A 26,073-nucleotide genomic window follows, 5' to 3' on the forward strand; every position below is an offset into this window, starting at 1 on the left:
GTTCATGCCCGGCGGCTACGGCGGCTACGGCTACCCGGGTCCTGTGCAGCAGCCCGGCATATACCAGGAGTACAGCGGCCAGCAGTACGGCGGGTTCTCCGACCCGTACGCCGCCTTCGACGCCAACGGGGCGGGGGCGCCCGGCGTCCCGTCCTACGACTCGTACGGCGGCTACGGCGGTTACGACACCTCCTACAACGGCTACGACGCCGGCGGTTACGGCGGTGGCGGCTACGGCGGCGGTGGCCTGGGCGACCAGCAGGGCTACGGCCCCCAGCAGTCCCCGTACGGGATCTCCGACACCTTCGGCGGTGGCGGCGGCCTTGGAGCGGGCGGTTCGGGCGCCGACGCCTACGGGTCCATGTACGGCAACGGCGAGACGTACGCCGACGGCCAGTCCTACTTCCCGCAGGCGCCGACGGGCGGTGCGGGCGCCTGGGTACCGCAGCAGCGCGACCCGAACGACCCGATGCAGCAGGAGCAGTACCCGTACCAGAACGACCCGTACGGCTACGGCCCCCAGGGTCAGGGCCAGGGCAACGGCTACGGAGCCGGCAACGGGTACGGCGCAGGGAACGGCTACTACTACTGACGGCTCCTTGCACCGGGCTCACCGACGCACCGACCCAACGCAGCCCCGGCAGGCGGCCGCACAGCCAGGTCAGTGCGAGCCGCGCCAGTCGTCGCCCTCCACGATCAGTCCGGCCACCAGTGCGCCGGACATTCCCGCGTGAGCGGCACCGCCGCCCGGGTGCGCCCAGCCGCCGGCGCGGTAAAGCCCCTTCGTCGCCGTTCTGTTGGGCGGGCGGACATCCACGGCGCCGGCCTGCTGCCCGGATCTGATGCGGCCTCCGCGGCTCCCGCGGCTCCCGCGGTTCCCGCCGTCGTATGGCCCGGCGAGCACCGGTGCCGGTACCAGGCCGCCCGGTGCCCCAGTCTCTGCCTCGACGTCACGGGGCGTACGCACCTCGCGCCACAGCACCCGTCCGCCCAGCCCCAGCCCGGCGGCGTCGGCTGCGGCCGTCAGCCGGTCTGCCAGCCGCGACGCGTCGTCCTCACCGCGGATCTCGTCCGGCCCGACCGCGACCGACAGCACTGCGGTCTCGTGCCCGGCGCCGGGACGGAGGCCGGGATCGTCCGGGCGCAGCACGGTCAGCGGCTGACCGGGCGCGTCCTCGCGGTGCACGACGGTGCGGTGCACGGTCTCCTCGGGCCGCCCGCCGCGCAGCGCGAGCAGCACGGTGACACGGGACCGTGCGGGCGTCGCTGTCACCGCGTCCGCCCCGGCCGCCGTTCCCGGTACGCGGGCACAGCCCACGACGACGGTGTCCGCGGGGACTTCGGGCTCCCCGGCTGGCTTCACGCCCACCACTCTGTCGTCCTCCTGCAGGACGTCCACCACCTCGCAGCCGAAGCGGAAGTCCACCTTGCGCTCCGTGCAGCGCGTGTACAGGGCGTCGGCGAGGGCCCGCATCCCGCCGCGCACGTACCAGCTGCCGAAGGTGTGCTCCACGTACGCGAGTACGGCCGCGCCGGCCGGGGCCGACTGCGGGTCCAGGCCGTAGGCCCGTGCGCAGCTGTTCAGCATGGACACCAGGCGCGGGTCGCGCAGTTCGCGTGCGGCGGTCTCGGCGAGTGCCGGGGCGGTGGTGCGGCGGCGCAGCAGCCCCTTGGCCCGCAGCGCCGGACGCCTGGCGGGCAGCGCGGGATAGGGGTCGCGGGCGAGGGTCTCCCGAAGCGCCGGGATGCCGTCCTCGGTCAGCGGCTCCTCCAGTAGCGGCCGCCTTGTGGCGTCCCAGACGGTACGGGCACGGGCGAGCATGTCCGTCCAGCGCTCGCCCGCGCCCGTACCGAGCGCCGCGTCGAGCGCCGCGAGGACTCCCGCGCGGGAGCCGGACGGCAGCGAGACCGCCGTGCCGTCGGGGAAGACGTGCCGGATCGCCGGATCGAGGCGTACGAGGTCCACACGGTCCTCGAGCGCCTGCCTGCCGGTCTTGACGAACAGGTCGCGGTAGACGGCCGGCAGGTGCAGAATTCCGGGACCGGTGTCGAAACGGAAGCCGTCCCGTTCATAGCGCCGGACGCCGCCGCCGTAGGTCTCCGCGCGCTCGTACACCGTCACTCGGTGCCCGGCCGTGGCGAGCCGCGCGGACGCCGCCATGGCGCCCAGCCCGGCGCCGATCACCGCAATGCGTGCCATGACGGGGGACTTTAGCCGGACGCGGGACGGGCTTCCGCGGCGGGCGGGCGGGCGGTGCGGCGGGCCGGCAGGGCGCGTGCGCGATGCTGCGCACGTGGAGCGTGCGGAGGCCGCCTGAGCGTTACGCCCCGGGGGCGGGCCCCCATGGCTGAGTACGGCTACCTAGCCCGCCGGTTGAGTAGTACAGCGGATGGGAGAAGGCCCCCGCTGACGGCAGAGTGATGCACGTGGCAAGGGAGCAACGCTCCGGCACCGCCGACACGGGGCGGCGGAACGGGGCGGCTCCCTTGCAAGGGGGACGCGGGGGCACGGGGCCCCGCGTCCGTTACGGGGGTCGGGGGATACGGGGGAAGGCGTGCGCAGCCTCAGGACCGGGTGGTCATCGGCTACCGGGGCTGCGCACACCCTCCGACCCGTCCCTGCAGCAGCAGCGACAGCGCGCCGTGCACGTCGTCGAGTGAACGCTCCGGCTGGAACGCCTTCCAGTCCAGGGCCGCCACCAGCACCATGCCGACCAGCGCGGCCGCCGTCAGCGTGACGTCGATCTCGCCGCTCAGCTCGCCGGCCTCCACGCCCGCTCGCAGCTCCTCCTCCACGACGGCGACGGCCTGCCTGCGGACCACCAGCAGAGTCGAGTTCCACGCCCTGTTGGTGCGCCACAGTTCGGCGACGTACAGCCGCGTGAAGGCCGGATAGCGGTCGATGAAGAGCAGCCCGGCGCGGACCATCGCATCGAGGGCGTCGACGTGGCGGCCGCCCGCCGCCGCCGTGGACGCGGCCGCGTCGCGCAGATCCGCCGTGAGCAACTCCACGCCGTGCCGCAGCAGTTCTTCGAACAGCTCGCTCTTGCTGGAGAAGTTGTAGTAGACGGTCCCCTTGGCGACGCCGGCGTGCTCGGCGATCTCATCCACCGTGGTCGCGGAGAAGCCCTGTTCGGCGATGAGGGTCACCGCCGCCTGGAAGAGCTTCTCGCGGGTGGCGAGGCGGCTCACAGGGCGATCTCCGGGTGCAGGCGGTCGACGGTCCACACCTGTCTGCGGTGTGCGGTGAGCGCCGTCAGCGCGAGCGCGCCCGCGGTGAAGGCCAGCAGCACGAGGCAGGCCTGCCACACCGGCCACAGACCGCCGCCCGTGATGAGGTGCCGCAGTCCCTCCACGACGTAACTCATCGGCAGGAAGGGATGGATGGCGTTGAAGAAGTCCGGGCTGGTCTGTATCGGATACGTGCCGCCCGCCGACGTCAGCTGGAGCATCAGCGCCGCCAGCACGAGTACGCGGCCGGCCGGGCCGAACCGGGCGCCCAGGAACTGCACGATCGCCGTGAAGCAGAGCGTCACCAGCAGCAGGAAGCCCACCGTGCCTGCGCCCTGGGCGAGTTGGAGCCCCAGCCCCCAGTGCAGCACGCTGAGCAGAGCCCCCGCCTGCAGTGCCCCTATGGCGGCGACGGGCAGCCAACCGGCCAGCGTGATGCGGGCGGCGGGGGCGCCCGCCGCGAGTGCGCGTCTGTTGAGCGGCTGCAGCAGCATGTACGCGATCATCGCACCGACCCAGAGCGCGAGCGGGATGAAGTACGGCGCGAAGCCCGTGCCGTAGTTGGCCGCGGGATGTGCGTTCGTGGAGGAGAGGCCGACGGGGTCGGCCATCACGTCCGTACGGTCGTCACGCTCCTGCTTGCCGTAGTCGGGGATCTTCTTCACGCCGTCGTGCAGCCCGCCGGACAGCTGCGACGAGCCGTCCGCGAGCTTGTACATCCCGCCGTCGAGCGTGCCCGCGCCCTTCGCCAGCTTGCCGACGCCCGCGTCGAGGCCGGCTGCGCCGCTCTCGGCGCTCGCCAGGCCGCTGTCCAGGCGGCCCGCGCCCGCGTGGACCTTGTGCGCGCCCTTGTTGAGCGCGTGTATCTGTGCGACGGCCTTGTCGAGGTCTTCGCCGAGGTGCGGGGCGCGGCCGGCGAGGGCGTTCGCTTGGCGGCGCAGGTCGTCCAGACTCTCACCCAGCCGGGTGAGACCGTCCTGCTTCTCGATGACGTCGTTCACATCCGCCGCGACGTCCGCCGCGTTGTCCGCGGCGTCCCTGGCCTTCTTCAACTGCGGGCACGAGGTGTCCAGTTCGACCGGTCCTTCGCACCGTGCGCGGTAGAGGGCGTCCAGGGTGTCGGCTGCCTTGCGGGAGTCGGCCTCGGCCTTGCGTGCCGCGTCCGGCAGTTCGCGGAGGTTCTCCTTGAGCGTCTTGCTCGTACGTGCCACGTCGCGGGCAGCGGTGCCGATCTCGTCCCCGTGTTCGTCGAGGAACGGGCCCAGCTTGCCGGCCGCCTTGTCGGCCTTGTCGGAGAGCTTCTGCGTACCGTCGGCGACCCGCTTCGAGCCCTTCTCCAACTCACCTGCGCCGGCGTGCAGTCGGGAAGTGCCGTCCCTGAGCTTCCCGCTGCCGTGCTCGGCCTCGCCCAGGCCGCTCTTGAGCTCTCCGGTTCCCTTCTTGGCACGGCCGATGCCGTCGCCGAGGGTGTCCGCGCCGTCCGCCGCCTTCGCGGTCCGGTCGTGGAGGGTGGAGAAGGAGACGAAGATCCGGTCGTAGAAGCCGCGCGAGGCCTTGCTGGAGGCGGCGGCCCGCACCTCGGAGAAGACGGTCCGGGACATCTGCCCCACGACGTAGTTGCCCGCGTCGTTCGTACGCACCTTCAGGGCACCGGTCCGCGGGTCGTCACCCGAACTGGAGGCGATCCGCTCGCTGAAGCCGGAAGGCACGGTCAGCGACAGGTAGTAGCGGCCGTCCTCGACTCCCTCGCGGGCGTCCGCGGCGTCGGTCTCGTGCCAGTCGAAGGTGCCGCTCTTGTGCAGCCCTTCGGCGACCGAGTCACCGGCTGCGATCCGCTTCCCGTCCGCCCGGGCTCCCTTGTCCTCGTTGACGAGAGCGACAGGGACCTTGTCGAGCCGCTCGTACGGATCCCAGAACGACCAGAGGTACAGGGCGCCGTAGAGCAACGGCAGCAGCAGCATGGCCGCCATCGCCGCACGCGGCAGCCGTCCCCTCCCGAACCGCTTGAGTTCAAGCGCGGCCAGTCTCGGCGAGCGCATCCGCTGCCTCCTCCTTCTCCTTGCTGGTTCCTGCGGAAGTGCCCGCCTTACCCGCCGGCGCGGGCTGTTGCCGTGTGCTCCCCGTCCCCGTACGGACGGCCACCGCCCCCGGCGGCGCTTCGCTGCACACGGCCAGCACCGTGACGCCCGACGAGGCGACCGAACGCAGCAGCGACCACGCCTGGTCCCGCTCGTCCCCGGAGAGCTTCAAGTCCACGTCGTCGACGCCGAGTAGGCGGGGTTCGCCGATCAGCGCGAGTGCGACGGACAGCCGCAACGACTCCAGACGCTCCAGGTCGCGTACGCGGGTACGGGCGCCCTTCGGCAGGTCGTCCAGGGCGAGACCGGCGGCCGTCAGAGCGCGGTCGACGCGGTCGCGCGATGCCGCGGCACGCTCCCTGCGGGGGCGCAGCAGGGCCCGCAGGGAACCGCCGAACCGCCGCTGCAGCAGCATGCGTTCACGCAACTGCTCCGCGACGGACAGGGACGGTTCGAGATCTGTGATTCCCGGCACGGCGGCCAGGGCGCTGATCCGGCGCACGGCGGCGAGCTGCCCGGGCAGCCGCCGCCCGTCCACGAGGGCGTGCCCCGCGGTCGCCTTCATGCGTCCGGTGAGCGACAGCAGGAGACAGGTGCGCCCTGAGCCCGAAGGACCCTCCAGGGCGACTACGGAGCCGGGCGGCGCCTCGAAACGGATGCCGGCGAAGACCCGTCCGCGCGGGCCGTCGAGCCCGAAGTCCTCTGCGGATACGCCGGATTCCGTACGTCCGGCTCCACCGGAGTCGTGTGCGGTGTCGCCCACGAGCTCACCCCTCTGTTTTGCACTGACTGGTCAGTTCAAAATCTAGCGCACGGTGCCGTGGTCTCCTGCGGCGGCCCCGGGTGCACACCGCCGCCTCGGTCCGCCGAAACCGGAAGGCAACCGTCTGTACAGGGTGTATGTGCAGGTCAGGCCGGATTGTCAGTGGTGTGCCTCACGATGTGTACATGCGCCGGTTCATTCGGAAGTCGGACGACGACAGGAGGTTGGTTCCCGTGCAGCGACCCTCTCGGGGAGCGCCCCCGAACTCCCCGCCGGCAAGCGATGTCCATCCCGTGCTGCGCCGTGCGGCTGCCCCGCCCGCCGCCCTCGACCTGCTCGCCCAGGCCCAGCACGGGCTGGACGAGGCCGCGGCCATGGAAACGGCCAACGAGCGGTTCGCCGCCGCACATCTGGCAGCGCTGCGCACGGCTGCCGCCGTCCTCGCGGTGCGCGGGCGCCCGGAGAGCAGCGAGCGGCGCAGGCGTGCCATACGGAGCGCCTGGGAGGTGCTGCCGGAGGCCGCACCCGAACTGTCCGAGTGGAGCGTGCTGTTCGCCTCCGGCGCACGGAAGCGCGCGCGTGCCGAGGCCGGCATACAGGGCGCTGCCACCTGGCGTGAGGCCGACGACCTCGTCCGCGACACCGGGGTCTTTCTGCGGATGGTCGAGCGGATGCTCGTCTCCCAGCCCGCCCTGCCGCAGCCGCGCGTCGCCCCCGCCGACGACGGACTCGCCGCCGGGACAACGGCCGTTGCCACAGCGGGGCCGCCGGCGGCGGTGTCCAAGGCCCGAATACGTCCGCCGCGCGCTCAGCCGGATCACCGGCGGCCACGCGCCGGGTGAGAAGGCTGCCGCGCGGCGTGCCCGGCCGGCCAGGGAGAGGACGGCCGTTCGTCGCGGAAACGGCGTGCAGGCGGAGGCAATAGGGTGGTGGCTGCACGCCCCTGAGCCGCCGAGGAGCACGTCATGTCCCGCCCCAGCGCATCCAGCCGTACAGCCGTCGTCTGGGAGGTACTGCGAGGCGCCCTCGACCAGCGAGTCAAGGCCGGCGGCAAGGAGACACTCGACGTCCTCGACACCGGAGGCGGCACGGGTAACTTCGCCGTGCCCGTCGCCGAACTGGGACACCGGGTCACCGTCGTCGACCCCAGCCCCAACGCCCTGTTCGGGCTCGAACGCCGCGCCGCCGAGGCCGGAGTGGAGGACAGGGTCCGCGGTGTCCAGGGCGACGCACACGGCCTCTTCGATGTCGTGGAGCGCGGCGGATTCGACGTGGTCCTCTGCCACGGCGTCCTGGAGTATGTGGACGATCCGGCCGATGGCCTCGGCAATGTCGTCGCGGCGCTGCGCCCCGGGGGCGGCACCCTCAGCCTTCTCGCCGCGGGCCTGGGCGGCGCGGTGCTCGGACGGGCCCTCGCGGGCCATTTCACGGAGGCGCGGCAGGCGCTGACGGCGCCGGAGGGCCGCTGGGGCACCGGCGACCCGATGCCCCGCCGCTTCACCGCCGAGCAGCTGACCGCTCTGGTGGACGCCACCGGCCTGGCCGTCACGGCTGTGCACGGCGTCCGCGTCTTCGCCGACCTGGTCCCCGGCGCGCTGGTGGACACGGAACCGGACGCGGCGGAGGCTCTCGCACGGCTGGAGAGCGCCGCTTCCGAACTGCCCGCTTTCCAGGCCGTCGCGAGTCAGCTGCATGTCCTGGCCGAGCCGCGGTACCACGACCGGTGAGCCCGGCCGGGGCAAGTCCGCCCGGCCGAGCTGACGTGCAGAAGTGACCGATCGGTATCACAGTGGTTCGTACGTCACCCGATCAGCTGTTGACCGCCGTATGATCGAGGCACACCGTTCGGCATGGTGGAAAGGCGGTGCGGGAATGCACGGATTGAACGCTCCCTCGCCGGCGTCCGTCATCTCGGTCCTGGTGGGAGGCAATGGCGCAGAGGGGCGGGTTTCACGGGGGCGATTCCCTGCTTATCCTTGGATGGTCGCACCCGGTCGCCCCCGCGACCGACGAGTAGGAGGACTCCGTGCCGCTCTCTGAGCACGAGCAGCGCATGCTCGAGCAGATGGAGCGAGCGCTGTACGCAGAAGATCCCAAGTTCGCGACAGCGCTCGAGGGAAGTGAGCTGCGCAGGTACACCCGCAGGCGGGTCTACCAGGCGGTCGCAGGCTTTCTGGTGGGCATCGCCCTGCTCATGGCCGGAATGGTCGCGCAGCAGATCTGGATCAGCGTCGTGGGTTTCCTCGTCATGCTCGGCTGCGCCGTCCTCGCGGTCACCGGCTGGCGGAAGGCCCCCAAGAACGGCGAACAGCAGCAGCAGGGGCAGGGAGGCGCGCAGCAGGGCAGCAGCGGAGGCAGCTCGGCGCCCACGCGCCGCCAGCCACGCTCCCGCCGGTCGATGATGAACCGGATCGAGGAGCGGTGGCAGCGCCGCCGCGACGAGGGCCAGTAGCACAGAGCCGAAACCACTGAGCACGGCACGACTGAGCACAGCACCAGCGCCGATGCGCGGCGTCCTCCTACCGACGACACGATCGACGATCACGGCCGACGAACACCACTGTGGGGCTGACCTCCGGATTCCGGGGTCAGCCCCACAGTCATGCCCGAGCCGGGCCGAAGGCCGGGGGCCGTCTGCGTCCGGCGCCCCGGCGTCCGGCGAGGGCCGGACGCGCGTATGGCACCGTCTGCGTCGGCCCCGCCGGACGCCGCTACTTCGCGAAGCGGACCCGGAGCGCGCCGATCCACCGGTCACGGACCGCCGTCACGCGCCGCGTCACCGTCCACATCACCCGGATGGCCGAGGGCGGCAGCAGCAGTGCGCGGATCCGCAGACTGCGCGGCGCGGCATCCCTCAGCGCTTCCCGCACCCGCCGTACGTCTTCCCGTACGCCGTTCCCCGGCCGCGGCCGCGGCGCGTACAGCACCTGCTCCACCTCCAGGGCGACCCGGAACGCAGCCTCCGCCGCCTCCGGCCCCAGATCACCGATGCGGACGATGCGCTCCGCGGCCTTGCGCGGCGTCGCCGACTCCTCCGGGACCACGCCGTAGTCCCAGCCGCTGTCGACCAGCTCGCGCCAGGCGTCCAGCACCGCGCCGCCCGGGTTCCTCCCGGATGCCGGCAGGCCGACGACCCGCGTTCCGAGGCGTCTCGCTCTCGTACGTACGCGCCACAGCATCGGCAGCATCAACAGTCCCAGCCCCAGCAGCGACGCGGCCGTCACCCCGGCGACTGTGCCCACCGGGAAGCCGCTGTCGCCGCCCCCGCCGTTCGGGGCCGGTGCCGCCTGCCCGCACTCCGGGTCGAGCCGCTTCGCTTCGGCGTCGCAGCTCTCGGACTCCGAGGGGACGGGCGTCGGTTCGTCGCTCTGCCCGCGCTCGGGAAGCTGCTCCGCCGGGTTGTCACTGGGGTCGGGGGTGTCCGGCTGTGCGTACGGGGGCGGTGAGCCGCGCGTCGGCGTCGGCTCGAACCTCGTCCAGCCGACGCCCTCGAAGTACAGCTCCGGCCAGGCGTGCGCGTCCTTGAGGCCCACGTTCATCCGTCCGTCCGCCGCCGCGGTGCCGGGAGTGAAGCCGACCGCAACCCGGGCCGGGATGTCCAACGTGCGGGCCATGGCCGCCATCGAGAAGGCGAAGTGGACGCAGAAACCCTCCTTCTGCTCAAGGAAGTTGGCGATGGCGGCGGACCCGCTGCCGGCCCGTACGCGCGTGTCGTAGATGAAGCCGCCGTCCGCCGCGAACCAGTCCTGCAGACGGACGGCCCGCTCATAGTCGTCCGAGGCGTTGCGCGTGACCCGCTCGGCAGTCCGCTGGACCACCGACGGCAGCGACTCCGGCACCTTCGTGTACTCCTCGGAGACCGCACGTGCCGGGTCCGGGGCCTGGCGCAGCTGACGGGCCGTCGGCTGCACGAGAAGGCTCTCCACCTCGTAGCGCGCACCGCGCGTGGTCTGTCCGCGGTCGCCGACGAGCGTGCGGCCCTCCGGCTCGAAGCGCCACTGTCCGCCCATGCGCACGCGGTTGGCCGGATAGGGCATCGGCAGCCAGTTCTGCGCGTACCAGTCGGCGGCGACGACGTTGCTGCGGACCTTCTCCGTGCGCACCTCCGGTGAGAGCCCCGGCGGCGCGGGCAGCGGATCGGGGACGGCGTCTATGCGGCGCTCCGACGGCTTCCAGGAAGCACCGTCGAACTGGTCCAGGGCGACGATCCGCAGATACATCTCCTCGGTGCTGCGGGTGTTGGTCGTGTAGGTCAGGGCGGTGCGGTCCTCCGCCTGGTTGAGGCTGTCCTGCAGCGCGACCAGCGGGTTGACGGCGGAGACCGTGCCGCCGTTCTGCCCGGCTCCGCCGCCGCCGTTGCGTGCCGCGTCCAGCAGGCCGCTCCCCAGCGACGGCATCAGCGCGGGCACGATCAGGGCCAGACCGAGCGTCAGCGCGCCGATCCTCCGCCCCGTACGTACGGGAGCGGTCGCGGGTCCCTCGACGCCCCCTGGCTCGTAAGCGCCGAAGCCCGGCCGTCCGCGGTCGGTGAAAACACGGCCCCACTGGGAGAGCCGTTCGCGGCCCTCGGCGAGCAGAAGCAGCAGATAGCCGCCCGCGGCGCACAGAAACCAGGGCCAGCCGGCTCCGTCCGGTGCCAGCCCGGCGGCCACCGAGTAGAGGGCCAGCAGCGGGAGTCCGGCGGGCGCCGCGCTGCGGAACGTCACCGCCATGGCGTCGACCAGCAGGCCGATCACGACCACGCCGCCCACCAGCATGAGCCCTATGCCGTCGGTCACCGGAGCCGGTATCGCGTACCGGCCGACGTCGTGGCCCCCCTCGGCGAGCAGGTGACCGAACTCCGCGAAGGCAGCCGGGCCCGGCAGCAGCCCGAAGAGCGCTTCGTCGCGTACGAAGAAGAAGGTCAGCAGCACGAGCGTGACCAGCGCCTGCACCGCAGGCGTCAGCGGACGCGCCAGCGGCACCCGGCGGGTCCACGCGCCGACCAGGGTCTGCACCCCGAGCAGCAGAGCAGTCTGCAGAATCCAGGTGGCCGGTTCCACCAGAGGCAGCAGCGCGAACGCCGCGGCAAGCGTGGCAAGCGCGGCGCACAGAGCGAGCCGTCCACGTCCGCTCATGGGCCCGTCCCCCTCGTTGTCGCCTGGTCCGCCTCCTGCCACAGCGCCGGCATGGCCAGACCTGGGCCGCCCCGCAGCGCCGTCCAGCCCGATTCGCGCAGCACCCGCAGAGCCTCGTCGTCCGGGGCGGCGACCGGAGGCGGCGGCACGGTGACGGTCGCGGGCGCGCCGCCCGGCACGCCGGGGTCGCCGGGACCGCCGGCCCCGTATGCGGCAGCCCCGGTCCCGGCCGCTTCGCCGTCGTACGCGGGGTCCTGCTCCGCCGCGTCGTCTGCCGCGGGGCCGGCCGTGGAGCAGAAGGCCACCGCCTTGTTCGTACGCTGCCGCATGCGCCCCACGGTGGCCGCCTGCTCCTCGTCGAGGTCACCCAGGAACGCGACGAGCAGCCCCTCCTGCCCGCCGACCGCTCCGCGCAGCATGTCGTACGCGTACGTCATGTCCTCCTGGTCGGACTGCTCGAGCAGGGCGAGGGCGTCCAGCAGCAACCCGGCACTGTCCGACGGGTCCCCGGCGAAGCCGACTCCTTCGGGGCCCGGCACCATCGTGCCCGTGTCCGTCAGCAGCCGGACGGCGTAGCCGCGCTCCAGCAGATGCATGCAGACCGAGGCGGCGCCGGAGACAGCCCACTCGAAGGGGGAGTCCGGCCCCGAACCGGCGTACGCACCGCGGCGGGTGTCGAGCAGCACCGTGCAGCGTGCCTTCTGCGGCTGCTCCTCGCGGCGCACCATCAGTTCGCCGTAGCGGGCCGTGGAGCGCCAGTGGACGCGGCGCAGATCGTCGCCGTGCCGGTAGCCGCGCGGGATCACGTCGTCCTCGCCGGCGAGTGCGAGCGAACGGTGCCGCCCGTCGCCGTAGCCGGTGGCGTCGCCGGTGAGCCGCGCCGGCGGCAGCTGCACGGTCTGCGGCACCACCGTGAGCGTGTCGTACGTGCTGAAGGAGCGGGTCAGTTCGCACATCCCGAACGGGTCGGTCAGCCGGAGCTGCAACGGGCCCAGCTGATAGCAGCCGCGCATGTCCGAACGCACCCGGTAGGACACCTCGCGCTTGCCGCCCGGCTCGACGCGGTCCAGCACGAAACGCGGGCGCGGCCCGAGCACGTACGGCACCCGGTCCTCCAGCATCAGCAGCCCCGTCGGGAGCCGCGAGACGTTGTCCACCCCCAGATGCACCCGCGCCTCCGTACGGACAGCGACCCGCGCCGGTGCGAGCCTGCGGGAGCCCGACACCCGATAGCGCGTCCGGTACAGCACCAGCACGCACACCAGCGGCAGCGCCGAGAGCAGCATCCCGACCCGCAGCAGGTCGGCCTGCCCGAGTACGTACGCGCAGACCGCGGCGGCCATGCCCGCGGCCAGGAACGAGCGGCCGCGGGTCGTCAGGCCGCCGAGCGCGGTGCGCAGCTTGCCGGGCTCCTTCTTCCCGTCCCTGGCGCCCTCTTCGGGCCCGGGCCCGGTGTCCTTGCCGGGCCCGGTGCCCCTACTGTGTCCGGCGCCCCTGCCGTGTCCGGCGCCCGGGCCGTGCCCGCCGTCGCCGGCGTGCCGCTCCGCGGGCCCCGTGCCCGGCACGGGACTCCCGGACATCAGTAACCCCGCGGCGGCTGCTGTCCGTAACCGTCCGGGTGAGGCGGAACGCTCGCGGCACCCGAAGCCGCCGTCGGTACGGGCACGCGCTGAAGGATCTCCCCGACCACCTGCTCGGCGGTCCGTCTGCTCAACTGGGCCTGCGACGTGGGCAGGAGGCGGTGCGCCAGTACGGGCACGGCCAGCGACTGCACATCGTCGGGAAGTACGAAGTCACGCCCGGCCAGCGCGGCCCCCGCCCTCGAGGCACGCAGCAGATGCAGCGTCGCCCGCGGCGAGGCGCCCAGCCGCAGCTCCGGATGCGTGCGCGTGGCGGCGACCAGCTCCACCGCGTAACGCCGTACCCGGTCGGCGACATGGACACCCCGCACGGCGTCGATCAGCTTGCCGATCTCGTGTGCGTGCGCCACCGGCTGGAGATCCTCCAGGGGTGACGCGCCGCCGTGCACGTCGATCATCTCCAGCTCGGCAGCCGGGCTGGGGTAGCCGATGGACACCCGCACCATGAACCGGTCCCGCTGCGCCTCGGGCAGCGGGTAGGTGCCCTCCATCTCGACCGGGTTCTGCGTCGCCACGACCATGAACGGCGACGGCAGGTCGTAGGTCTGGCCGTCGATGGTGACCTGGCGCTCCTCCATCGACTCCAGCAGGGCCGACTGGGTCTTGGGGGAGGCACGGTTGATCTCGTCGCCGATGACGATCTGCGCGAAGACCGCACCCGGCTTGAACTCGAAGTCCTGCCGCTGCTGGTCGTAGATGCTCACTCCGGTGATGTCGGACGGCAGCAGGTCCGGAGTGAACTGAATGCGCCGCACCGAACAGTCCACGGATCTGGCGAGGGCCTTGGCCAGCATGGTCTTGCCCACGCCGGGCACATCCTCGATCAGGAGGTGCCCTTCGGCGAGCAGCACGGTCAGCGACAGCCGCACGACGTCGGGCTTCCCCTCGATCACCGACTCCATCGAGCGGCGCACCCGATCCGCCGTACTGCTCAGATCGCTGAGGTCTGCTCGCTCGTCAAAGGTCGTCACCCGGCCCTCCTCGGCCCGTCCCCGTTTCCGGCTGCTGTTCTCATCTGCTGCCTGTACACGCATTCTTCACGTCCACGTGCCTTCGCGTCACGGTTCCGGGGCGATCTCCGGGTCGATCTCGCGGAGCAGCCCCGTCCTCACATCGAAGACGAAACCACGCACGTCGTCCGTGTGCAGGAGGAAGGGCGAAGTACGCACACGTTCCATGGACTGACGGACGTCCTGGTCCAGGTCCGGGAACGCCTCGACTGCCCAGGACGGGCGCTGCCCCACCTCCAGTTCCAGCTCGTGCCGGAAGTTCTCGGTCAGGTTGAGCATTCCGCAGCCGGTGTGGTGGATGAGGACCACGGAACGGGTGCCCAGGGCCCGCTGGCTGATCGTCAGGGAACGAATGATGTCGTCGGTAACGACGCCGCCGGCGTTCCGTATCGTGTGGCAGTCGCCGAGTTCGAGGCCGAGAGCCTCGTGCAGGTCGAGACGGGCGTCCATGCAGGCGATGACGGCGACGTTGAGGACGGGGCGGGCATCCATGCCGGGGTCGGTGAATCCGGCCGCGTAGTTCTCATTGGCTTCGACGAGCCTGTCGGTGACTGTGCCGGGACGTCGCGGGTCGTCGGCGGGGTTCTGGGAGAGCGGCTGAGGGTTCCGCTGTGGCGTCGACATGTGACGACGTTAGACCGCGAGGCCGAGGTCGGCGCCCCTCGGGGCCGGACCAATCGGGCGTTCCGGTGCTTCTGTGAGGCGCTCCACACGGGACCGTACGCCCCGGTCAACGCGGCTCGGCGCTTGTTGACCGAAGGGACGAGTGGACTAAAGTGGCGCGAAGTGGGAGGCGAGACGCTTTCCGGGGGTCCGGTTCTCCTGGAGTGCGCAGGCGCGTACGTGCGGCTCGGCCTCCTCCCGCTCATGGCCGTACGGTGCCCTCTTCCCCGGCTCCGGCCGGCCGCTTCCCCTTCGAGCGGGCGGGGACCAAGCAGCACGTGGGCAGGAAAGGCGCATGACGACCGAAGAGCAGCCCGCCCGCGAAGAGCCCGCCGGTGCCCCGGACGTGGCCGTGGGTCAGGACCCCGTTGGTGGCGGCCCGTTCCGCGACTCCCTCCAGGAATCTCCCGGTGAGCGGCACCGTCCGGTGATGCTGCGGCGCTGCCTCGATCTGCTGGCCCCCTCGCTCGCGGAGCCCGGCGCCACAGTCGTCGACTGCACCCTCGGCCTCGGCGGTCACAGCGAGGCCCTGCTCTCCACCTTCCCCGCGGCCAGGCTGATCGCGCTCGACCGGGACCGGGAGGCGCTGCGGCTGGCGGGGGAGCGCCTCGCCCCGTACGCCGACCGGGCCACCCTCGTACACGCCGTGTACGACGAACTGCCCGGCGTCCTGGACCGCCTGGGCGTCCCGCGCGTGCAGGGCGTCCTGTTCGACCTCGGCGTCTCCTCCATGCAGCTGGACGAGGCGGAGCGCGGCTTCGCGTACGCGCAGGACGCCCCCCTCGACATGCGCATGGACCAGACGCGCGGCCCGAGCGCCGCCGACGTGCTCAACACCTACCCGCCGGGCGAACTGGTCCGTGTGCTGCGCTCGTACGGCGAGGAGAAGCAGGCCAAGCGCATCGTCGAGGCGGTCGTACGGGAGCGGGAGAGGGAGCCGTTCAGCCACAGCGCGCGGCTGGTGGAGCTGATCCGGGGCGCCCTGCCACAGGCGGTCAAGCGCACCGGCGGCAACCCGGCCAAGCGCACCTTCCAGGCCCTGCGGATCGAGGTGAACGGCGAACTCGACGTGCTGGAGCGCGCGGTGCCGGCTGCCGTCGACGCGCTCGCCGTCGGCGGGCGCATCGCCGTGCTGTCGTACCACTCGCTGGAGGACCGGCTCGTCAAGCGGGTGCTGACCGCGGGCGCCGACAGCACCGCGCCGCCCGGGCTGCCGGTCGTCCCCGAGCAGTACCAGCCACGGCTCAAGCTGCTCACGCGCGGTGCGGAACTCCCCACCGAGGACGAGATCGCCGAGAACCGCCGTGCCGCACCGGCCCGGCTGCGGGGCGCGGAGCGCATCAGGGAGGCGCACACCTCATGAGTGCACAGCAGCGGCTTTCGCGGCTCGCCCGTCTTGTGCCGGCCGGCACCTCGACGGCTGCCCGTACTCCGTTCGTGCTGCTCGTCGTGCTGATACTGGGTGCGGGACTGCTGGGTCTGCTGCTGCTCAACGCCGCCGTCAACCAGGGCTCCTTCCGGCTGAGCAAGCTGGAGAGGCAGACCGACGAACTGACGGACGAGCAGCAGTCGCTGCAGCAGGAGGTCGACTCCTATTCCGCTCCCGGCGCGCTGGAGAAGCGCGCCCATGATCTGGGGCTCGTACCGGGCGGCACACCTGCCTTCCTGGCCCCCGACGGCACCGTCAAGGGGAACCCGCAGCCGGCGACCCGCGACCCGCAGCAGGAGGAGCGGTGAGCGAACGTCCCCGTGACCCGCGCCGTGAGGGCGACAGGAGGCACCAGGGCAAGGCCAAGGACTACGGGAACGGCAACGGGAACGGCAAGGCCCCCGTGGGCGGCCGTCCGAAGCCCGCCAGCTCCCCGAAGCCCGCCAGGTCCCCGAAGCCCGCCAGGTCCCCGAAGCCCGCCGACGCCGCCAGGTCGGCGGCCAGGACCGCCAAGTCCGCGGCCAGGCCCGGTAAGCCGGCCAAGTCCGCTCGTACGACCGCTCGTTCATCCGGCGGCGGCGCCAGGCCGCCCGTGCCCGCCCAGGGCGCGAAACTGCGCCTCGCGCGCGCCAGGCCCCGGCTGCGGCTGATCGCCTTCGGCCTCACCGTGATCATGCTGGCGTTCACCGCCCGGCTGCTCCAGGTGCAGGCCGTCGACGCCAGCGCGTTCGCCGACAAGGCGGCGGTCAACCGCTACATCACCGTGCCGCTCGCCGCCGAGCGCGGCACCATCTCCTCGCGCGACGGTGCGTCGCTGGCCACCACCGTCGACGCCTACGACGTCACGGCCGACCCGTATCTCTTCACGTCCAAGCAGACCGGCGTCCCGGACGCCCCCGAGCGCGCCGCCGCCCTCCTGGCACCCGTACTCCACGAGGACGAGCAGGAGCTCACCGAGAAGCTGTCCAAGAAGGACACCCGCTACGTGCTCCTCGCCCGCCAGCAGTCGCCGCGCACCTGGACGCGGATCAAGAAGCTCAAGAAGGAGGTCGCCGAGAAGGCGGCCGAGGCGGGCAGGCCGGCGGGCTCGGCCGGTACGGAGGAGTCCGCGGGCGGCCGCGCGGGCGAGGCGGCCGACGTCCTCGCGGGCGTCTACCGCGAGAAGCACCCCAAGCGGGTCTACCCGAACAGGGAGCTGGCCTCCTCCGTCCTCGGCTTCGTCAACTCCGAGGGGAAGGGCGGCGCCGGCATCGAGGCCCTGCTGGACAAGAAGCTCGCGGGCAAGGACGGCAAGATCACCTACGCCCAGTCGGGCGGCCGTCAGGTCCCCACCGCGGGCGTACGCGAACACCCGGCCCGTGCCGGCGCGGACGTGCAGCTCACGCTCGACCGCGACATCCAGTGGGCCGCCCAGCAGGCCATCCGTGAGCAGGTCGAGGACTCCGACGCCGACAGCGGCTACGTGGTCGTCCAGGACACCCGCACCGGTGAGCTCCTCTCCATGGCCAGCGCTCCCGACTTCGACCCGAACGACATCTCCCGCGCCGATCCGCAGGCCCTCGGCAACGCCGCCGCCCAGGACGTCTACGAGCCGGGCTCCACCAGCAAGGTGATGTCGATGGCGGCCGTCCTCGAAGAGGGCAAGGCAACGCCCCTCACGGAAGTGACCGTGCCGAACCGGCTCAAGCGGGCCGACCGCGCCTTCGCCGACGACGTGGACCACGAGACCTGGCACCTGACGCTCAACGGCGTCCTCGCCAAGTCCAGCAACATCGGCACGATCCTCGCGACCGAGCAGCTGGGGGAGGACCAGAAGGAAGCCAACAGGGTCCTGTACCGCTACATGAGCAAGTTCGGAATCGGCAGGCCCACCGGCCTCGGGCTGCCGGGCGCGACGTCCGGGATCCTGGAGAAGCCGGGCAAGTGGAGCGCCTCGCAGCAATACACGATCCCGTTCGGCCAGGGGCTGTCGCTCAACGCCGTCCAGGCCGCGTCGATCTACTCCACGATCGCCAACGGCGGTGTGCGCAACGTGCCTTCGCTCGTACGGGGAACGACCGGCGCCGACGGCGACTTCACCGCCGCACCCGAGCCGGGCGAGCGCCGCGTGGTGAGCGAGAAGACCGCGAAGACCCTCTCCAGGATGCTCGAGTCGGTGGTCAGCGACATGGAGGGCACTGGCACCACGGCGAAGATCCCGGGCTACCGCGTCGCCGGCAAGACAGGTACGGCCAACCGGGTAGATCCCGACACCGGCCGCTACGACGGCTACACCTCCTCCTTCGCCGGCTTCGCCCCCGCCGACAAGCCCCGCGTGACGGTCTACTGCGCCGTGCAGAACCCGAAGAAGGGAAGCTACTTCGGCAGCGACGTCTGCGGCCCCGTCTACAAGAAGGTCATGAAGTTCGCCCTGAAGTCCCTGCAGATCCCCCCGACCGGCGCAAAGGCCGACCCCCTCCCCGTAAGCGCCGAGAAGGACCGCAAGAAGAAGGACCGATGAGCCGGAAAGACCGCCCGCCGGCGTCCCGCCCGCCGCGTCGCCGTCCGCGCCCCGTACCGGTACGACCCGCCGGACGCCGCCCCTCCGTGAAGCCCTTCGCTTCGCGGCACGGCCCTCCCGCCCGGTACGCTCACCGCCGTGCCACAAGCTGATCAGAACTCCCTCTCGCCCTCGGCGGGAGGCCCTCAAGCCTCTGCCTCCCCGGAGACGGCCCCCGGGACGACGACCAAGGACGTCACCTCGGGAGCGGTCACCTCTGGAGCGCCCCGGCCCGCGCACGTACGGCCCGTTCCACTCGCGGAGCTGGCCCGCCTGCTGAACACCGCCGCCCCACAGGGCGCGGAGGAAGCCACGGCGACCGGCATCACCCACGACTCACGTGCCGTACGGCCCGGCGACGTCTACGCGGCGCTGCCCGGCGCGCGCTTCCACGGCGCCGACTTCGCCTCGCAGGCCGCCAGCCTCGGCGCCGTCGCGGTGCTCACCGACCCGGCGGGCACCGAACGTTCGGCGGACCTCGGGCTGCCGGTTCTCACGGTGCCCGACCCCCGGGGCCGTATGGGTGCACTGGCCGCGGCGATCTACGGCGAGCCGGGCAGGGACCTGCTGCAGATCGGCATCACCGGCACCTCCGGGAAGACCACCACCGCCTATCTGGTGGACGGCGGGCTCCGCAAGGCGGCCGAGAAGGCAGGCGCGCTGACGGGGCTGATCGGCACCGTCGAGTCCCGTATCGGGGACGACCGGCTGAAGTCCGAGCGCACCACCCCGGAGGCCACGGACCTCCAGGCCCTGTTCGCGGTCATGCGGGAACGCGGCGTCACAGCGGTGGCCATGGAGGTCTCCAGCCACGCGCTGGTGCTGGGCCGTGTGGACGGCTGCGTCTTCGACATCGCCGTCTTCAACAACCTCAGTCCCGAACACCTGGACTTCCACCCGGACATGGAGGACTACTTCCGGGCGAAGCGGCAGCTGTTCACGCGCGCGCGCTCACGCGCGGGCGTGGTCAACATCGACGACGAGTACGGACAGCGGCTGGTGACCGAGTCCGAGGTGCCCGTCACCACGTTCTCCGCCGAGGGACACCCCGACGCCGACTGGCGGGCCCAGGACGTCGAAGTGGGCCCGCTCGGCTCCACGTTCACCGCCGTGGGCCCCAAGGACGAGTCCGTACGGGCCGCAGCCCCGATCGCCGGACCATTCAACGTCGCCAACGCGCTCGCCGCGCTCACCGCCCTCGTCGCCGCGGGCATCGACCCGCAGACGGCGGCCGACGGCATCGGGTCCGTGCCGGGTGTACCGGGGCGGCTGGAGCGGGTGGACGCCGGGCAGGACTACCTCGCGATCGTCGACTACGCGCACAAGCCCGACGCCGTCGAGTCCGTGCTCTTCGCGATCCAGAAGGTCACCGAGGGCCGGGTGCACGCCGTGCTCGGCTGCGGCGGCGACCGCGACCCGCACAAGCGCAACGCCATGGGCTCCGCGCTCGCGCGGCTGTCCGACACCGCCGTGCTGACCTCCGACAACCCCCGCACCGAGGACCCTCTCGCGATCCTCGCCACCATGCTCGCGGGCGCAGCCGAGGTGCCCGCGTACGACCGCGGCACCGTTCTGCTGGAAGAGGACAGAGCCGAAGCGATCCGTCTCGCGGTCGACCGTGCCGAACCCGGCGACACCGTGATCGTGCTCGGAAAGGGACACGAGCAGGGGCAGGACATCGCCGGAGTCGTCAGACCGTTCGACGACACCCTCGTGCTGCGCGAAGCCATCCGGAACAAGCAGGAAGCGTCCGTCGCGGCGCCGACGGCGGCCGTGCCGGCCGGCCCGGCCGCGAGCAGCAGCACCACAACCCAAGGGACAGACGCCGAAGACCGATGATCCCCCTATCCCTCGCCGAGATCGCCGCTGTCGTCGACGGACAGCAGAGCGACATACCGGACCCCGACGCCCAGGTCACAGGCCCCGTCGTCATCGATTCACGGGAAGTGGCCGACGGCAGTCTCTTCGCAGCCTTCGCAGGTGAACGCGCCGACGGACACGACTTCGCCCGCAGCGCGGTCGATTCGGGTGCCGTGGCCGTGCTGGCCACCCGGCCGGTCGGCGTACCGGCCGTCGTCGTCGACGACGTCACACGGGCACTGGGCGCCCTGGCCAGGCACGCCGTCGAACGGCTGGGCACGCAGGTCGTCGCGCTCACCGGATCAGCCGGGAAGACCAGCACCAAGGACCTCATCGCGCAGCTGCTGGAGCACCTCGGTCCGACGGTGTGGACGCCGGGCTCGCTCAACAACGAGATCGGGCTGCCCCTCACCGCGCTGCGCGCCGAGTCCGGCACCCGCCATCTCGTACTGGAGATGGGCGCCCGCGGCGTAGGCCACATCCGATACCTCGCGCAGCTCACCCCGCCGCGCATCGGAGTCGTGCTCAACGTCGGGACGGCGCACATCGGCGAGTTCGGCGGCCGGGAGCAGATCGCCGTCGCGAAGGGCGAGCTGGTGGAGGCCCTGCCGCCCGCGGGCGCGGAAGGCGGAAGCGGCGGCGGTGTCGCCGTGCTCAACGCCGACGACCCTCTCGTACGGGCCATGAGCGAGCGCACCCGCGCCCGCGTCGTGCTCTTCGGCGAGGCCGCGGATGCTCACGTACGTGCCGAGAATGTCCGGCTCACCGACCAGGGGCGGCCCACTTTCACGCTTCGAACACCCACCGGGTGCGGTGACGTGACCATGCGCCTGTACGGTGAGCACCACGTGTCGAACGCGCTCGCCGCGGCGGCCGTCGCCCACGAACTGGGCATGCCCGCCGGGGACATCGCCACCGCGCTCTCCGCCGCGGGCACGCTCTCGCGTTGGCGGATGGAGGTCACCGAGCGCGCCGATGGAGTCACGGTCGTCAATGACGCCTACAACGCCAACCCCGAGTCGACACGGGCCGCGCTCCGCGCGCTGGCCGCGATGGGTCGGGGCCGGCGGACCTGGGCGGTGCTCGGTGAGATGGCCGAGCTCGGCGACGAGTCGCTTGCCGAGCACGACGCGGTCGGACGGCTCGCCGTCCGGCTCAACGTCAGCAAGCTCGTGGCGGTGGGTGGCCAGGAGGCCGTCTGGCTGGACATGGGCGCGAAGAACGAGGGTTCGTGGGGTGAGGAGTCGGTGCACGTGTCCGACGCTGAGGCGGCGGTCGAGCTCTTGCGGAGCGAACTGCGCCCGGGGGATGTCGTACTGGTGAAGGCTTCCCGTTCGGTGGGTCTGGAGCGCGTCGCCGACGCGCTGGCGGAGCCCGGGACCAACGAGGGTGAGGTCGCCGCCCGATGGGTATGAGCCAGATCCTCTTCTCGGGAGTCATCGGACTCTTCCTGTCCCTGGTCGGGACTCCTCTGCTGATCAAGCTGCTCGCGAGCAGGGGCTACGGGCAGTTCATCCGCGACGACGGACCCCAGAACCACCACAGCAAACGCGGCACCCCGACGATGGGCGGCATCGCCTTCATCCTGGCCACGGTCGCCGCGTACGTACTCACCAAAGTGCTGACCGGCAGTCAGCCGAGCTTCTCCGGCGTGCTGGTGCTGTTCCTCTTCGCCGGCATGGGCCTCGTCGGCTTCCTCGACGACTACATCAAGATCGTCAAGCAGCGCAGCCTCGGCCTGCGGGCCAAGGCGAAGATGGCCGGGCAGCTCATCGTCGGCACCACGTTCGCTGTGCTCTCGCTGAACTTCCCCAACCTCCGCCTGCTGACCCCGGCTTCCACGAAGCTCTCCTTCACCCAGGACTTCGGCTGGTCGCTCGGTCCGGTCATCTTCGTCATCTGGGCCCTGTTCATGATCCTCGCCATGTCCAACGGCGTGAATCTGACGGACGGTCTGGACGGTCTGGCCACCGGCGCGTCCGTGATGGTCTTCGGGGCGTACGTCTTCATCTGCGTCTGGGAGTACCAGGAGTCCTGCGCCAACCCGTTCACGGCGGGCCCTGGTTGCTACGAGGTGCGGGACCCGCTCGATCTGGCGGTCGTCGCGGCCGCGTTGATGGGGGCCTGCTTCGGCTTCCTGTGGTGGAACACCTCGCCCGCCAAGATCTTCATGGGCGACACCGGTTCGCTCGCGCTGGGCGGCGCACTCGCCGGGCTCGCCATCTGTTCCCGCACGGAGCTGCTGCTGGCGATCCTCGGCGGGCTCTTCGTCCTCATCACCATGTCCGTCGTCATCCAGGTCGGCTCCTTCCGGCTCACGGGCAAGCGGGTGTTCAAGATGGCGCCGCTGCAGCACCACTTCGAACTGAAGGGCTGGTCCGAGGTCCTTGTCGTGGTCCGTTTCTGGATCATCCAGGGCATGTGCGCGATCCTCGGCGTCGGGATCTTCTACGCAGGGTGGGCGGCCAGCAAGTGAACGACCTGCACGACCCCTTGGGCTCCGAGGACACCGGCGGCGGGTCGGGCGCCGTGAGCCTGCGCGACAGGCATGTGACGGTCGCAGGGCTCGGCGTCAGCGGCATCAGTGCGGCGCGCGCCCTGAAGCGGATGGGCGCTCAGGTCACGGTCGTCGACGGCGGTGACAGCGACGCGCACCGGGCGCGCGCAGTCGAACTCGGCGCCCAGGACGTGACCGTGCGCCTCGCCGACGCGGAAAGCCTTCCCGCGGATACCGATCTGATCGTCACATCGCCCGGCTGGAAACCCCAGAGTCCCCTCTTCACGGCGGCCGGTGCCGCGGGCGTACCCGTATGGGGCGACGTGGAGTTGGCGTGGCGGCTGCGCGGCACCCGGCCCGGCCCGCCCGCGCCCTGGCTCGCCGTCACCGGCACCAACGGCAAGACGACCACGGTGCAGATGCTCGCCTCGATTCTCGGCGCAGCGGGGCTGCATGCACCCGCCGTCGGCAACATCGGCACCCCGCTGATCGACGTCGTCCTCGCCGACGAACCCCCGGACGTGCTGGCGGTGGAGCTCTCCAGCTACCAGCTCCACTGGGCGCCGAGCCTGCGCGCGCACTCGGCCGCCGTTCTCAACCTCGCCCCCGACCACCTCGACTGGCACGGCTCGATGAAGGCGTACGCCGCCGACAAGGGCCGTGTCTACGAAGGCAATCAGGTCGCCTGCGTATACAACTGCGCCGACCCCGCGACCGAAGAGCTCGTACGACGTGCGGATGTGGAAGAGGGCTGCCGCGCCGTCGGCTTCACTCTCGGCACCCCCGGCCCCTCCGAACTCGGCGTCGTGGACGGCATCCTGGTGGACCGCGCCTTCGTCGAGAACCGCCGCGAACAGGCGCAGGAGCTCGCAGAGGTCTCCGACGTCACTCCGGCCGCGCCCCACAACATCGCCAACGCCCTTGCCGCCGCGGCTCTCGCACGCGCATACGGCGTGCCGCCCGCGGCCGTACGCGACGGGCTGCGCGCCTTCCGTCCCGACGCGCACCGCATCGCGCACGTCGCGGACATCGACGGCGTCGCGTACGTCGACGACTCCAAGGCGACCAACACCCATGCCGCACAGGCCTCGCTGGCCGCGTACGACTCGATCGTGTGGATCGCCGGCGGGCTCGCGAAAGGCGCCACATTCGACGAACTCGTACGGGAGTCGGCGCCGCGTCTGCGCGGCGCGGTCCTCATCGGCGCCGACCGTCACCTCATCCACGAAGCCCTCACGCGACACGCCCCGGATGTGCCGGTGGTGGACCTGGCACGCACCGACACTGGGGCGATGGCTGCGGCAGTCCATGAAGCGGCGCGGCTCGCCGGTCACGGGGATACGGTGCTGATGGCACCGGCCTGCGCCTCGATGGACATGTTCGTCAACTACAACGCGCGCGGTGACGCTTTCACCGACGCGGTGCGTGCACTGGCAGCGGCCGGCGCACACGACGTGGAGTAGCCCGCCGGTCCCGCGGACCGCGTCGCGGGAACAGACGGAGGGGAAGCGACAGATGACGTCCGACCGCGGCACTTCCGCCGTCTCTCTTCCAGGGGCGTCCCGGACGCGGCAGCGCGCGGCGAACGGCACAGGCGCCCCCACAGACGCCCCTGCCGTCGCCGCCACCGGCACTGCCGACGCGACCGGTTCCCCGACCGGTTCCCGTACCGGGCGGGCGCGGCGGTGGGTGCTCCGGCGGGTCCTGACGCCGCTGCGGCCGGCGTTGACGCCGCTGAGGACGGCGCTGACGGCGCCGGCACGATTCCGGGGTGCCGTACCGCTGCTGCCGGCGTTCGCGGCCGCGCCACAGCCGTACCCGCACGCCGCCGGAACGCTTCTGCTGGCCCGCGAGGCGCAGCGCTCCCGCACCGCCAAGCCCCGTCCGGGCAAGGGCAATTCCCCCGCCGCCGTACCCGGCCGCTCGCTGCGGCCGAGGCGTCCCGCGCGGCGCCCCTCCGGGCCCGGCGGCAGCCGCGGTACGCCGGCGCTGTTCGCGAAGGCCAGGCGGGCATGGGACCGGCCGCTCACCGCGTACTACCTGATTCTCGGCGGCAGCCTTCTGCTCACGGTGCTCGGGCTCGTGATGGTCTTCTCCGCGTCGCAGATCGAGGCGCTCCAATCGGGCCTGTCCTCCACGTACTTCTTCCGCAAGCAGCTGGTCGCCGCGATCGTGGGCGCCGTGCTGCTGCTGGTCGCCTCCCGTATGCCGATCAGACTGCACCGGTCGCTCGCATACCCGCTGCTGGCCGTCTCGGTCGTTCTGATGTGCCTCGTACAGGTACCGGGGATGGGGCACGAGGTGAACGGGAACCGCAACTGGATCTATCTCGGCGGACCGTTCCAGCTGCAGCCCAGCGAATTCGCCAAGCTGGCGCTCGTGCTGTGGGGAGCGGACCTGCTAGCCCGCAAGCGGTCCAGGCGGCTGCTGAACCAGTGGAAACACATGCTCGTGCCGCTCGTGCCCGTCGGACTGCTGCTGCTCGGGCTCATCATGCTCGGCGGCGACATGGGGACCGCGATCATTCTCACAGCGGTCCTCTTCGGGCTGCTCTGGCTCGCCGGGGCACCCACCCGGCTGTTCGCCGGAGTCATGGCGGTGGCCGCCGTCATCGGCGCGTTCCTCATCATGACCAGCCCGAACAGGATGGCCCGGCTGGGCTGCATCGGAGCCACCGACCCCGGCGCCAACGACCAGTGCTGGCAGGCGGTTCACGGGATCTACGCGCTCGCATCGGGCGGATGGTTCGGTTCCGGGCTCGGTGCCAGTGTGGAAAAATGGGGTCAACTCCCGGAACCGCACACCGACTTCATCTTCGCCGTGACCGGGGAGGAGCTCGGTCTCGCGGGGACGCTGTCGGTGCTCGCTCTCTTCGCGGCTCTAGGCTATGCGGGTATCCGCGTGGCCGGACGCACGGAGGAGCCCTTCGTGAGGTATGCCGCGGGAGGTGTGACCACCTGGATCACGGCGCAGGCCGTGGTCAACATCGGTGCGGTGCTCGGGCTGCTGCCGATCGCGGGCGTCCCCCTCCCGCTGTTCTCCTACGGAGGCTCCGCCCTGCTGCCGACGATGTTCGCCATCGGGTTGCTGATCGCCTTCGCGCGAAGCGACCCCGCGGCCAGAGCGGCTCTGGCCATGCGGCAGCCTGCTCTGCGGCAGCGCCTGCAGAGAAGGCTGGCAGGGGTGAGAACGAACACGATGAGACGGCGCGCAGATCGGCGGCCGTCCGGAGAGCGGTGAATCAGA

General features: G+C 71.7%; 19 protein-coding genes. 11 read left to right on the forward strand and 8 right to left on the reverse strand.

Annotated features, from left to right (window positions below; genetic code table 11):
- Positions 1-661: 661 nt before the first annotated feature.
- From ACSMXX_RS25305 to ACSMXX_RS25320, 4 genes are all read right to left on the reverse strand, one after another.
- Positions 662-2,200: a phytoene desaturase family protein gene (locus ACSMXX_RS25305; RefSeq protein WP_473180992.1), complete on the reverse strand. Its 1,539-nt coding sequence runs from the start codon at positions 2,198-2,200 to the stop codon at positions 662-664.
- Between the two features lie 386 nt (positions 2,201-2,586).
- Positions 2,587-3,192: a TetR/AcrR family transcriptional regulator gene (locus tag ACSMXX_RS25310; RefSeq protein WP_473180993.1), complete on the reverse strand. Its 606-nt coding sequence runs from the start codon at positions 3,190-3,192 to the stop codon at positions 2,587-2,589.
- Positions 3,189-5,270 (reverse strand): YhgE/Pip family protein, encoded by a 2,082-nt coding sequence (locus ACSMXX_RS25315; protein WP_473180994.1) that lies wholly within the window; start codon positions 5,268-5,270, stop codon positions 3,189-3,191. Before ACSMXX_RS25315 ends, ACSMXX_RS25310 begins: the two co-directional genes overlap by 4 nt.
- Positions 5,242-6,072 carry an ATP-binding cassette domain-containing protein gene (locus ACSMXX_RS25320; protein ID WP_473180995.1) on the reverse strand — a complete coding sequence of 277 codons (831 nt, stop codon included), beginning with the start codon at positions 6,070-6,072 and terminating at the stop codon, positions 5,242-5,244. The genes ACSMXX_RS25315 and ACSMXX_RS25320 overlap by 29 nt, the downstream gene beginning before the upstream one ends.
- 233 nt (positions 6,073-6,305) lie before the next feature.
- Between ACSMXX_RS25320 and ACSMXX_RS25325 the strand changes: the two genes are divergently transcribed.
- The 3 genes from ACSMXX_RS25325 to ACSMXX_RS25335 all read left to right on the forward strand — a co-directional run bounded on the left by ACSMXX_RS25325 (position 6,306) and on the right by ACSMXX_RS25335 (position 8,524).
- Entirely contained in the window at positions 6,306-6,914 is a 609-nt protein-coding gene (locus ACSMXX_RS25325) for an SAV_6107 family HEPN domain-containing protein (protein WP_473180996.1), read from the forward strand.
- Positions 6,915-7,037: 123 nt separating this feature from the next.
- Entirely contained in the window at positions 7,038-7,799 is a 762-nt protein-coding gene (locus tag ACSMXX_RS25330) for a methyltransferase (protein ID WP_473180997.1), read from the forward strand.
- A gap of 299 nt (positions 7,800-8,098) precedes the next feature.
- On the forward strand, positions 8,099-8,524 hold the full coding sequence (locus ACSMXX_RS25335; protein WP_473180998.1) for a DUF3040 domain-containing protein: 426 nt from the start codon (positions 8,099-8,101) through the stop codon (positions 8,522-8,524).
- 259 nt (positions 8,525-8,783) lie between these two features.
- Here the strand turns inward: ACSMXX_RS25335 and ACSMXX_RS25340 are convergent, their stop codons facing one another.
- The 4 genes from ACSMXX_RS25340 to ACSMXX_RS25355 all read right to left on the reverse strand — a co-directional run bounded on the left by ACSMXX_RS25340 (position 8,784) and on the right by ACSMXX_RS25355 (position 14,463).
- Positions 8,784-11,189 carry a transglutaminase TgpA family protein gene (locus ACSMXX_RS25340; RefSeq protein WP_473180999.1) on the reverse strand — a complete coding sequence of 802 codons (2,406 nt, stop codon included), beginning with the start codon at positions 11,187-11,189 and terminating at the stop codon, positions 8,784-8,786.
- Positions 11,186-12,769 carry a DUF58 domain-containing protein gene (locus tag ACSMXX_RS25345; protein WP_473181000.1) on the reverse strand — a complete coding sequence of 528 codons (1,584 nt, stop codon included), beginning with the start codon at positions 12,767-12,769 and terminating at the stop codon, positions 11,186-11,188. Before ACSMXX_RS25345 ends, ACSMXX_RS25340 begins: the two co-directional genes overlap by 4 nt.
- A complete protein-coding gene (locus ACSMXX_RS25350) occupies positions 12,769-13,800 on the reverse strand; it encodes an AAA family ATPase (protein ID WP_473181001.1) in 1,032 nt (343 codons plus the stop codon). Before ACSMXX_RS25350 ends, ACSMXX_RS25345 begins: the two co-directional genes overlap by 1 nt.
- 87 nt (positions 13,801-13,887) lie before the next feature.
- The gene (locus ACSMXX_RS25355; RefSeq protein ID WP_473181002.1) at positions 13,888-14,463 is read right to left on the reverse strand and encodes a beta-class carbonic anhydrase; all 576 of its coding nucleotides are present in this window, start codon (positions 14,461-14,463) and stop codon (positions 13,888-13,890) included.
- A 469-nt stretch (positions 14,464-14,932) separates the two neighbouring features.
- Between ACSMXX_RS25355 and rsmH the strand changes: the two genes are divergently transcribed.
- The 8 genes from rsmH (at position 14,933) to ftsW (ending at position 26,067) form a co-directional block, all read left to right on the forward strand.
- A complete protein-coding gene (gene rsmH, locus ACSMXX_RS25360) occupies positions 14,933-15,865 on the forward strand; it encodes a 16S rRNA (cytosine(1402)-N(4))-methyltransferase RsmH (RefSeq protein WP_473184958.1) in 933 nt (310 codons plus the stop codon).
- The gene (gene ftsL / locus ACSMXX_RS25365) at positions 15,862-16,239 is read left to right on the forward strand and encodes a cell division protein FtsL (protein WP_473181003.1); all 378 of its coding nucleotides are present in this window, start codon (positions 15,862-15,864) and stop codon (positions 16,237-16,239) included. The genes rsmH and ftsL overlap by 4 nt, the downstream gene beginning before the upstream one ends.
- The gene (locus ACSMXX_RS25370; protein ID WP_473181004.1) at positions 16,236-18,431 is read left to right on the forward strand and encodes a peptidoglycan D,D-transpeptidase FtsI family protein; all 2,196 of its coding nucleotides are present in this window, start codon (positions 16,236-16,238) and stop codon (positions 18,429-18,431) included. The genes ftsL and ACSMXX_RS25370 overlap by 4 nt, the downstream gene beginning before the upstream one ends.
- Positions 18,432-18,734: 303 nt before the next feature.
- Entirely contained in the window at positions 18,735-20,309 is a 1,575-nt protein-coding gene (locus tag ACSMXX_RS25375; protein WP_473184959.1) for a UDP-N-acetylmuramoyl-L-alanyl-D-glutamate--2,6-diaminopimelate ligase, read from the forward strand.
- A complete protein-coding gene (locus tag ACSMXX_RS25380; protein WP_473181005.1) occupies positions 20,306-21,745 on the forward strand; it encodes a UDP-N-acetylmuramoyl-tripeptide--D-alanyl-D-alanine ligase in 1,440 nt (479 codons plus the stop codon). The genes ACSMXX_RS25375 and ACSMXX_RS25380 overlap by 4 nt, the downstream gene beginning before the upstream one ends.
- The gene (gene mraY, locus ACSMXX_RS25385) at positions 21,742-22,806 is read left to right on the forward strand and encodes a phospho-N-acetylmuramoyl-pentapeptide-transferase (RefSeq protein ID WP_473184960.1); all 1,065 of its coding nucleotides are present in this window, start codon (positions 21,742-21,744) and stop codon (positions 22,804-22,806) included. The genes ACSMXX_RS25380 and mraY overlap by 4 nt, the downstream gene beginning before the upstream one ends.
- Positions 22,807-22,859: 53 nt before the next feature.
- Entirely contained in the window at positions 22,860-24,290 is a 1,431-nt protein-coding gene (gene murD / locus ACSMXX_RS25390; protein WP_473184961.1) for a UDP-N-acetylmuramoyl-L-alanine--D-glutamate ligase, read from the forward strand.
- Between the two features lie 319 nt (positions 24,291-24,609).
- Positions 24,610-26,067: a putative lipid II flippase FtsW gene (gene ftsW, locus ACSMXX_RS25395; protein WP_473184962.1), complete on the forward strand. Its 1,458-nt coding sequence runs from the start codon at positions 24,610-24,612 to the stop codon at positions 26,065-26,067.
- Positions 26,068-26,073: the final 6 nt, after the last annotated feature.

Source organism: Streptomyces sp. DSM 116795, assembly GCF_055792905.1.